The 9,335-nt window shown below is 36.6% G+C and carries 8 protein-coding genes; 4 read left to right on the top strand and 4 right to left on the bottom strand.

Annotated features, from left to right (window positions below; translation table 11 throughout):
* The 4 genes from VNZ46_RS20330 to VNZ46_RS20345 form a co-directional block, all read left to right on the top strand.
* Positions 1-372, top strand: a 372-nt coding sequence (locus tag VNZ46_RS20330) for a gluconate 2-dehydrogenase subunit 3 family protein (protein ID WP_325562036.1), incomplete at its 5' end; no start/stop codon positions are given.
* Between the two features lie 9 nt (positions 373-381).
* The gene (locus VNZ46_RS20335; RefSeq protein WP_325562038.1) at positions 382-2,073 is read left to right on the top strand and encodes a GMC family oxidoreductase; all 1,692 of its coding nucleotides are present in this window, start codon (positions 382-384) and stop codon (positions 2,071-2,073) included.
* A 48-nt stretch (positions 2,074-2,121) separates the two neighbouring features.
* Positions 2,122-2,925, top strand: a complete 804-nt coding sequence (locus tag VNZ46_RS20340; RefSeq protein ID WP_325562040.1) for a glycosyltransferase family A protein — start codon at positions 2,122-2,124, stop codon at positions 2,923-2,925.
* Positions 2,926-2,962: 37 nt separating this feature from the next.
* Positions 2,963-4,324 (top strand): lipopolysaccharide biosynthesis protein, encoded by a 1,362-nt coding sequence (locus tag VNZ46_RS20345; RefSeq protein WP_325562042.1) that lies wholly within the window; start codon positions 2,963-2,965, stop codon positions 4,322-4,324.
* Here the strand turns inward: VNZ46_RS20345 and VNZ46_RS20350 are convergent.
* From VNZ46_RS20350 to VNZ46_RS20365, 4 genes are all read right to left on the bottom strand, one after another.
* The gene (locus VNZ46_RS20350; protein ID WP_325562044.1) at positions 4,321-5,874 is read right to left on the bottom strand and encodes a beta-galactosidase; all 1,554 of its coding nucleotides are present in this window, start codon (positions 5,872-5,874) and stop codon (positions 4,321-4,323) included. The genes VNZ46_RS20345 and VNZ46_RS20350 overlap by 4 nt on opposite strands.
* A 67-nt stretch (positions 5,875-5,941) precedes the next feature.
* A complete protein-coding gene (locus tag VNZ46_RS20355; protein ID WP_325562046.1) occupies positions 5,942-7,435 on the bottom strand; it encodes a hypothetical protein in 1,494 nt (497 codons plus the stop codon).
* 289 nt (positions 7,436-7,724) lie between these two features.
* Positions 7,725-8,570, bottom strand: coding sequence for a beta-1,6-N-acetylglucosaminyltransferase (locus VNZ46_RS20360; RefSeq protein ID WP_325562048.1), 846 nt, complete (start codon positions 8,568-8,570; stop codon positions 7,725-7,727).
* A 110-nt stretch (positions 8,571-8,680) separates the two neighbouring features.
* On the bottom strand, positions 8,681-9,335 hold a 655-nt coding region (locus VNZ46_RS20365), incomplete at its 5' end, for a hypothetical protein (RefSeq protein WP_325562050.1).

The following is a 9,335-nucleotide window of genomic DNA, read 5'->3' on the forward strand; positions in this document are numbered from 1 at the left end:
GATTTTATTATAAAAATGGTTAAGGATTGTACAGAAACGAGGTCGCAAAATAGCTTTATGTACGGGCTGGAGGAATTGAAAGAATATACAGTTAAAAATTTCGGTAAATCTTTCCTGCAGTGTGACGAAAAGCAAAGAATAATTGCATTAACCCATTTCGAAAATAAGGACGATGCTGATCATTTTGTTCGTAAAATTAGAAAGAAAGTTATGGGGGACAGTTTTTTGATGACGATAAAGAACTATACCGTTATAGGATATTGCAGCTCGGAGTTGGGGGCAACCCGAGGGCTTGCTTATGATTATATTCCTTCTAATTTTGAAGCTTGCGTACCATTGAAGGCCGGCCAGAGATCTTGGGCAACCAAATAAACTTAAAAGATGAATTACATTAACAAAAAACAGGATTCTTATGATGCAATTGTCATCGGCTCAGGTATAACCGGAGGATGGGCTGCGAAGGAATTGTGTCAGAAGGGATTAAAAACACTTCTTTTGGAAAGAGGCCGTGATGTTGTTCATATTAAAGATTATCCAACAGCGAATCTTAATCCCTGGGATTTTAATTACCGGCTAAATAATACCACTCAAGAAAAAGAAAGAAATCCGGTAAGAAGTGCAATTGCTGGCGAAGCAGATCGTCTATTTTTCGCCAGTGATGAAGAACACCCTTATTTACAAGAGAAGCCTTTTTTCTGGTCAAGGGGCTATCAGGTAGGAGGGAAATCCTTGGTTTGGGGCCGACAATGTTACAGGCTCAGTGATCTTGATTTCGAATCAAATCTAAGAAATGGCATAGCTGTTGACTGGCCAATTCGTTATAAAGATTTGGCAGGATGGTATGATTATGTAGAGAAATACATAGGTGTAAGTGGACAATGCGAACATTTGGATCACTTGCCTGACGGACATTATTTGCCGCCTATGGAACTAAATTGCATAGAAAAACATCTTGCGGAATCGATTAAAAAGAACGACCAGCAACGCTTACTAACTATTGCCAGGGTTGCAAACTTAACCCGGGGATGGGACAATAGAGGACCATGCCAAAACAGGAACTTGTGTACCAGAGGATGTCCCTTTGGGGGCTATTTCAGTAGTAACAGTTCTACTTTGCCCGCTGCAACCGCCACAGGCAACCTAACCATCAGACCTTTTTCTTTGGTGAGGGAAATTATTTATGATGAAAAACTTCAGAAATCTACAGGAGTTAGAATTGTGGACAGCAATACATATGAAGAATTTGAGTTTTATTCGAAGATCATTTTTGTTAATGCCTCGACTATAGATACAACTTCTATTCTTCTGAATTCTATTTCCAAGCGCTTTCCGGATGGTTTTGGCAATGATAGTGGCCAGCTAGGACATAATTTAATGGACCATCACTCTTCTTCTGGTGCTTATGGGATTCATCACGGGTTTAAAGACCAATATTATAAAGGCAGAAGACCTTGTGGATTTTTAATACCGAGATACCGGAACCTTCATTCTTCAGATAAGCATGATTTTATAGGCGGATACAATTTGCAGGGACACGGGGAGCGTCAGGAATGGAAAGACAGATCTATAGGCTTAAAGGGCTTTGGTGCCAGTTTTAAAGAACAATTGACCACTCCGGGCCCTTGGGCAGTTTGGATGGCCGGTTGGGGAGAGTGCCTGCCTTATTATGAAAATAAAGTCTCCCTTTCTACAGACCAAAAGGATAAATGGGGGCTTCCGCTGATTAAAATCGATTTCTCATTCATGGAAAATGAAAGGATAATGATGAAAGATATTCGTGAGAGTGCTGTCCAGATGTTGGATGATGCAGGATTTTCGGAAATTGAACCATTTGCGTATCATAATCCAGGTGGTTCTACGGTACATGAAATGGGTACTGCCAGAATGGGAAAGGATGCTAAGACATCTGTGCTTAATCAATTTAATCAGGTACATGCTGCAAAAAATGTATTTATTACCGATGGAAGTTGCATGACTTCATCTGCCTGTCAAAATCCTTCGTTGACATACATGGCTTTAACGGCACGGGCCTGCGCCTATGCGGTGAGTGAAATGAAAAAGGGGAACCTATAAAGAAACTAGATAGAATTAATTATTTTTACAACTGCTAATTCAAATTAAATGTCCATTAGACCATTAAGAGTTCCATCCTATATCATCGTTCAACAACATGACGCTAAGTGGTTCTTAGATCACGTAGGAGACATTTTTAACGATTTACAGCGATTTCGCCATGAAAGCCCTGATGTGAGTGTAATTATACCTGCTTATAATGAAGAAGAATCTTTATTAAGAACTTTATCTTCCTTATCAAAGACGATTACAACTCAAAAGGTAGAGATTTTAGTGGTTAACAATAATTCTACGGACAGTACCCAAAGATTAATAGAGTTGGCGGGCGTTCGATCTATTATAGAATATAAACAAGGTGTAAAACATGCGAGAAATGCCGGATTGTTGGCGGCAAAAGGAAAGGTTATCATTAATGCAGATGCAGACTCCGTATATAGTCCTTACTGGGTTGATTTATTGAGTCTTCCATTGCAGGATGAATCTATTGCCTGTGCTTATGGCAAATTTGCTTTTTTACCTTATAGAGCATCCAAACGGATTTCCTATTTTTTATATGAAACCATGGGGGATGTGTTTAAGCGGGTCATCCAAAGAGATAAAGACGAAGCCATGTATGTTTATGGCTGCAGTTCTGCCTATAGAAAATCGCAGGGGCTTTCCGTTAATGGTTATGAGCATCCTCCTGGTTCAAATGAAGACGGTTATTTAGCACTTAAGTTGAGAGATAAGTATGGTCGCCTTCATCAAATTACCGATAATCGTTCATTAGTCTGGACATCTGACAGAAGACTTATGGAACAAGGCGGCTTATTAAAAGCCTTTAGTGCCAGAGTTAGCTCCACATTAAAATAAAATTAGTTAGACTGCTATTTAAGCTGGTACATTGATTATGAAGTCAAAAATCGCATTTATATATAATATATTCAAGAGTAAACATTTTTTGTCATTGACAAGCAATGGTGTAAATGCTTTAATCGGCGTTGTGACTATCGGTATTCTCTTTCGTTATTTAACAAAAGAGGATATGGGAAACTGGGGCTTTTTTCTTACGGTTCTACTACTGGTGGATACATTCAGGTCGGGATTCTTATCCACCTCTTTTGTGAAATTTTATGCTGGGTCAACTCAGGAAAGACAGTATGAGATTATAGGTTCGACATGGTATATAGGAATTATCATTACCATGATTTTTGTCATCATCAATATACCAGCTTATTTCGTTTCCCTGTATATCAAAGATACCAGTATAACCTTATTCTTAAGATTCTTTAGTATCAATTACCTTTTATCTCTTCCGTTCTTTATCTCCAATTGTATTTTGCAGGGAAAACAGCGGTTTGATCGTTTGCTCATTCTTAATTTTACAAATCAAGGTTCCTTTTTAGGCCTATTATTAATAACCATCTTCCTTAAAAAGATAGATATTCATACGGTTCTGTATTGTTATCTTTCTGCAAATCTAATATCCAGTTTATTATCTCTGCTATTGGGTTGGGCAGATATTAAAAAAATAAAATACAAAACGAAAACCGGAATCAGGGAAATCTATAATTTCGGAAAATTCAGTGTAGGAACCAATCTGAGTGCAACATTACTAAGTTCTACGGATTCTTTTATTATAAAATTGTTTTTAGGTCCTGCTTTTCTCGCTGTTTATGGTGCCGGTATTAAGCTGATTGCTTTTATAGAGATTCCCTTAAGGAGCTTTGTATTTACGGCGATGCCGGGATTGTCGTCTCATTTTAATTCCGGGGCAAAATCAGACGTTCTCCAGGTAATGAAAAAATATATAGGGATGATTACCTTCGCCCTAATGCCACTCAGTATACTGGTGATTATTTTTGCCGACTATGCTATACTGATCTTAGGGGGGGCAAAATATGTAAACACCGAAGCACCTAACATTTTAAGGATATTTATGATCATTTCTTTACTTTATCCGGCAGACCGCTTTTTTGGGCTGACATTAGATATCATCCATCTGCCTAAAATAAATTTCCAAAAGGTGGTGTTAATGGTGATTGTTACTGTGGTAACCGATTGGTTGGCAATAAAGTTTACAGGGAGCATCTATGGAGTTGCAGCAGCTTCCATATTTTGTACACTTACAGGACTAATTATCGGTTTTTATGCTTTAAATCGTTATTATCAAAAGTTCACTTTTTTGGATATTTATAGTAATGGTTATAAAGAACTTGTTCTATTACTGAAAGACAATTATACCAGATTTTTCAAAAAAGCTAAGACCTAGTTTGTTTGAACGAAAATTGGTGTTTCCGTTACCTTTAGCAGGAGTTGCTGATTGTCGGTTTTTACCTTCTTTGATAACATTTCATTTGCTCCTGCTGTTGGTGTATAAATTGTCGCCTCATTGATTTCCTTGTCCAATTTAAGTGCATAATCTTTTACGGTGCCTTTTTGGTCAGGAATAGTCAGAACATATATTTTTTTATGATCTGAAACGTATAAATCAACGATAGGGTCTATTGACAATGTACGCTGATAAATAAAATCCCCCATGAGTTTTTTGGTTTGAAATATATAATCTCCGGAGGCTCTCCTTTTTGTGTTTTCTATAAGTCCGGAGGAAGAGTACTGAGTGGCATCCTGAAGATTTACATCATTTAACATATAAAAAAAAGTGCGTTGAATGCCTTTTCTGGCATATAGAAGTGCTGTTCTCAAAATCCAGTCAGCCTGTGTGTCATAAGTCGTTTTATTGCCTATAGCGAGAGCTCGCTGTGGACTTTTATCATTAACGTCGAATCCGCACTCTGTTACCCATACAGGTCGGTTATCTGCATAATCTTTACTTAATTTAATAAACTTGGAGGCTACATCTCCAATATTTGAAAGTTCAGGCGCTTTCCCCGATTTCCAGTTATCGTTAGCATATTGGTGGTAATTGATGACATCAAAACATAAGGTATATTTTCCATCTTTTACGCGGTTAATTCTGCACCAATCAATAATTCTTTTTACAAATTCCGGATTAGGGTCTGCAATACCTGCCATAACTACCTTCATTTTTGGATCTGCAGTTTTTACGCCGACATCTTTGCCAAGAGTACCCATATGTCCATCATAAAATGCAGAAAGCTGAGCGGCATATTGTTCCGGAGATTGTTGCGCCTGAGGACCTTTCCAGTTTTTATCGGGCTCATTGCTGCATTCTATATAATCCAGTACATTCAAACCTATTTTTGGAGAATCTTCATAAGATGGATGTTTAATCAGGGTCGGGTCAATATTTGGATTTGCTCCATAGCGTGCTGCAAGTTGATACCCTGCCTTAGCCATAGATACATAGGATGCGGGCATTGCTTTGTCACTCCCTTGCGGAACGGGGGTGTAATCCCTTAAACTGTTGTAAGGATCTGAGGGGTTGTAATCTGAATAGGTCTTTCTCATCCATCCTGGCATGATTTGAAGGCAAATTAAGGACTGTATGCCAAGCTCTTTATTTTTCTGGTAAATCTGATCGTAGAAATTGAGATTAAATACTCCTTCCTTTGGCTCTATTTTCTCCCAGTCAAGGTAATGCCTAAACGCAGAGAAAGTACTGATTAATCCAACTTTATCATTGTCAAGCTGATTTGAGCCATTGCCTTTAATATATTCCCATTCAAAACCATTTATGCCAAGCATGTTCTTAAATGGGGCGGTTTTCATTAGGTCCGGCTCATTTAAATCAAGGTTAGTTTTGTCTTCTACAGTTGCAGGTAATGTTGAAGTTTTCTTACAACAGGAACTATTTAATCCAAAATATAAAATAAGACCTAAAAAATATGGTGTCTTCATGCTGCTTTATTTGTTTATTATAAAGTAACGGTTTTTACTGAAGACTTAATATTTAATTCTGCTATCTTTATTCAACAGCACCTATTGAAGGTGAAGTTAAGCTCCTGGCTTTACCGTAATAATCGAAGTTAATGGCATTATTCGTAGCAGCAGCCAGGCTTGAACTGGAACTTTTGCCAGATAGTGAGGTTCCCGATTTTTTTGCAGAAGAGTTACTCGTCAAATAGAATGTCTGATCATTTTCTATACCCGCATCCTGGTAAGTTTTGAAGTACTTATTATTTGTACCTGAACCTTTAGTAGAAGACAGGTCATTCCAAAAATAATTAGTGTTGTTGTTACCAACCAATGTAAGCTGATAGGCAAGGTTGTTATAAGTAGTACATGTCCCGCCATAAAGATTATAAAGATCCAGTACTTGTGCGGGAAAGGTCCCGTATTTAGGAAGCAAATTCCCACAAGTGTTGTTAAATACTTGTGCATTACAGTAAGTGGTCTTTCCCGAAATCATATTCCTGTCAAAGGATTGTATCTCAAAAGCACTGTATTCCCTTGAGTTGGCAACAATATTGTTGAATATTAAAATGTCTTTGGGTGTTGTACCTATACTATAAGCCCAAGCTCTGATGGCATTACCTTGATGATCTTTGACATAGTTGTTATAAAATTTTCCATTTCCCTGTAAATAGAAAACACCATTATGATTGCTGTTATCTTGGTTAATGTTTTGTACCTTATTATTATGGATATCATAACTATCAGCGTTTTCTATGACTACAACACTACCAACTGTTCTGGAGTTTTTATAATTAATGTAGGCAATTTCTGCATTTTTTATTAATCCGCTAACCACATTGCTTTCAGCAGATCCTCTAAACCTTATCAGGGTGCCAGTATTGTCACAATCTAAGTTCAGGAACTTTAAATTATTGGAATAAGAATTTGCAGATCCATCGAAAACCTTTTGCGAATTGTACTGAATTACGCCGTACGTATTTAAGTTGGAGAACGAGATGTATTTTAAAGTAAAGTTGTTAATATCACCGTTGAGTTGTATAGAAGCTCCATCTGTAGTTCTGTTTTTAAAAATGAACCCTTTATCTATGCCTTGGGTGCCACTGCCACTGATAATCACATTTTTAAGATTAGAAATCCTCATTTGAACATTACCGTTTAACTCTACTAATCCATCGTTTTGGATGGTTGTAGTAAAATTATCATTGGAAATATTGGAGATTTGTATATCTGCATAAGCGCCGCCTTTTATCTTAATAATGGTAGGCGAGGTGAGGTTTAAGGATTTTCCATCAATGACCAGATTTCCACTTCCGGTTCCCAAGTTCAATATTTTAGCATTAGAGGGAATTGTCGTACTGTCTTTTGGAGGAACAGGAACTGGTTTTTCCACAGGAGGAATTGGTACCAAAACCACGTCCGGACTTTTTTTGCAGGCGGAACCGACAAGAATTAACGCTAAAGCAATAAAATACATTTTTGGGCTATCTTTCATATGAAATCTAAATATAATGGCTTCCAATGGCGCAATTGTAATAAAATTCATACAATAAATTGTAGTAAATTCTTTTTGTCAAATTGTAAGCTATAGTATGTAGATCAGTGTAATGGCTTAATTATTGAGTTGGGGAATGTTTTTCCCGGTTTTTACAGACTGGGGAAGATGGGGAATATTTATTTTTATGACATTAATATTACAAACATAATTCTAATCAGCGTTATTTAGCTTTAAATAATGATATTGTCCGGCTTATTTTTTTAGTTAAATAATTATACATTTTGTGAGTGTGTATATTTTTCTACACTATTCCCCAGTTTTAAATTAGTGTTAAATTCTAATGATCTAAATGGTCAATTATTTTTGAATCTACAGTCGTGTCAAATTTCCTTGCAAACAACATTTCCGAGTTTTTAATGGAATATAAATCTTCTTCAAGAAGGATTTTTGGGTGAGCCTTCCCTTCAGACCAATCAATATATCTAAGATTGTTGTTGATGGTTTGTTCTTTAAAATCTGAGCCCATTATCAGACTCGCTACTATAAACTCATCTGGAGACCAAGTATATTTCAGGAAAGAAATAAGTGAACGATTGTTTATTAATAATTCCGTTAAGTATTTTGCACAAGCTCCACTGATTGTCCACCAGGTAGAATTGCTACCTCCGTATAGCTTTAATGGAATTGGAAACCTTCTTTTAGAACTAAAGGTATTTAATATGCTTTGAAGAAGATATTTTCCCTTTAATCTGAAATCTGTAAAGTGATATTTTTCATACCTGGAATTTGCATGTTTCCACCATTCAGATACGTTTGAATCGTCAAATGAAATGAAATTTACTCCTTTATGCCGGCTGAAGTATTCGAAGATATCTGTATTAGATTTTATAGGATAATCCTGTCCGCTTAGTAAATTGATAAAATCGTAATGCATAGAAGTTGAGAGAACTTCATTTAGGGAATGAAAAATAGCGTTTAAAAAGCTGTATCCCCCCCAGTTACAGATTTGTCTGTCTTTTATGAAATGAACATTGTCTTCCTCGCTGATTATTTGAAAATGGCTCAAAGCAACTTTTTTATCGATATGAATATATATATCGAATTGAGGATGCTGTAATCTTTTAACCAGCCTCATAAGCTGTTCCGGATTTTTGTGTGCCATTATAATATGAGCAATGCGCATTTGTAAATAGTATAAAAATTAATGATTTCCAGGCTTAATGGGGCAAGTTAGCCAATTTTTGATGAATTTTTACCGGACTATTGACCTTATAGAAAAACAAAAATTTAAGGCTATTTAAATGCTTTTCTGGCTATGGACTTAATAAATCTCCAAAAATCATTCAGAATAAACCAAGGTTTTTGAGGAAAAAGCATCAGATGTATAAAAAGAACCCATAATGCATTGGCATCTGTCAAAGAAGCCGCAACAATTAAAGATACAGGAAAGAAAACTTGATAATAGTCCGCCATGAGTATATGGAAAGACCTGTTTTCAGGAGAAAGGATAATTACGGCCTTGTAGTTAAATAATATGGTGCGGAACATAGCCAGAATCATGTAAATGAGCAAAAAAAGCACAGGTAAAACTTTGCCAATTGCCAATAACATAGATGTAAGGGCTATGAGCTCTAAAAAAAAGATCATGATCTCCATTTTTTTTAGACGCTTGGGTTCCAGTTGGCTTGCATAGGTTTTAGTACCTGTAAGAAGATCATTTTTTCTGTCCAGGTATTGGTGCCATAAAATCCCTCTTATGCCATAACACAAGGCCCATATGGCTGTGCTTGTAAACCAAATCCAGTCAACATTCGAACGGGCAATAAAGCTGATACTGCTGATGACTAAGAGACTGGTGAAGATATGGGATCCGGAGGCATCCGCAAATACGCCTAAAAGACCTCTGTCTTTGAATCTCATCGGTTTAAAAGAATATAGCGAAAAACTG

The sequence above is a fragment of the Pedobacter sp. genome, from assembly GCF_035566355.1.
GTDB lineage: Bacteria > Bacteroidota > Bacteroidia > Sphingobacteriales > Sphingobacteriaceae > Pedobacter.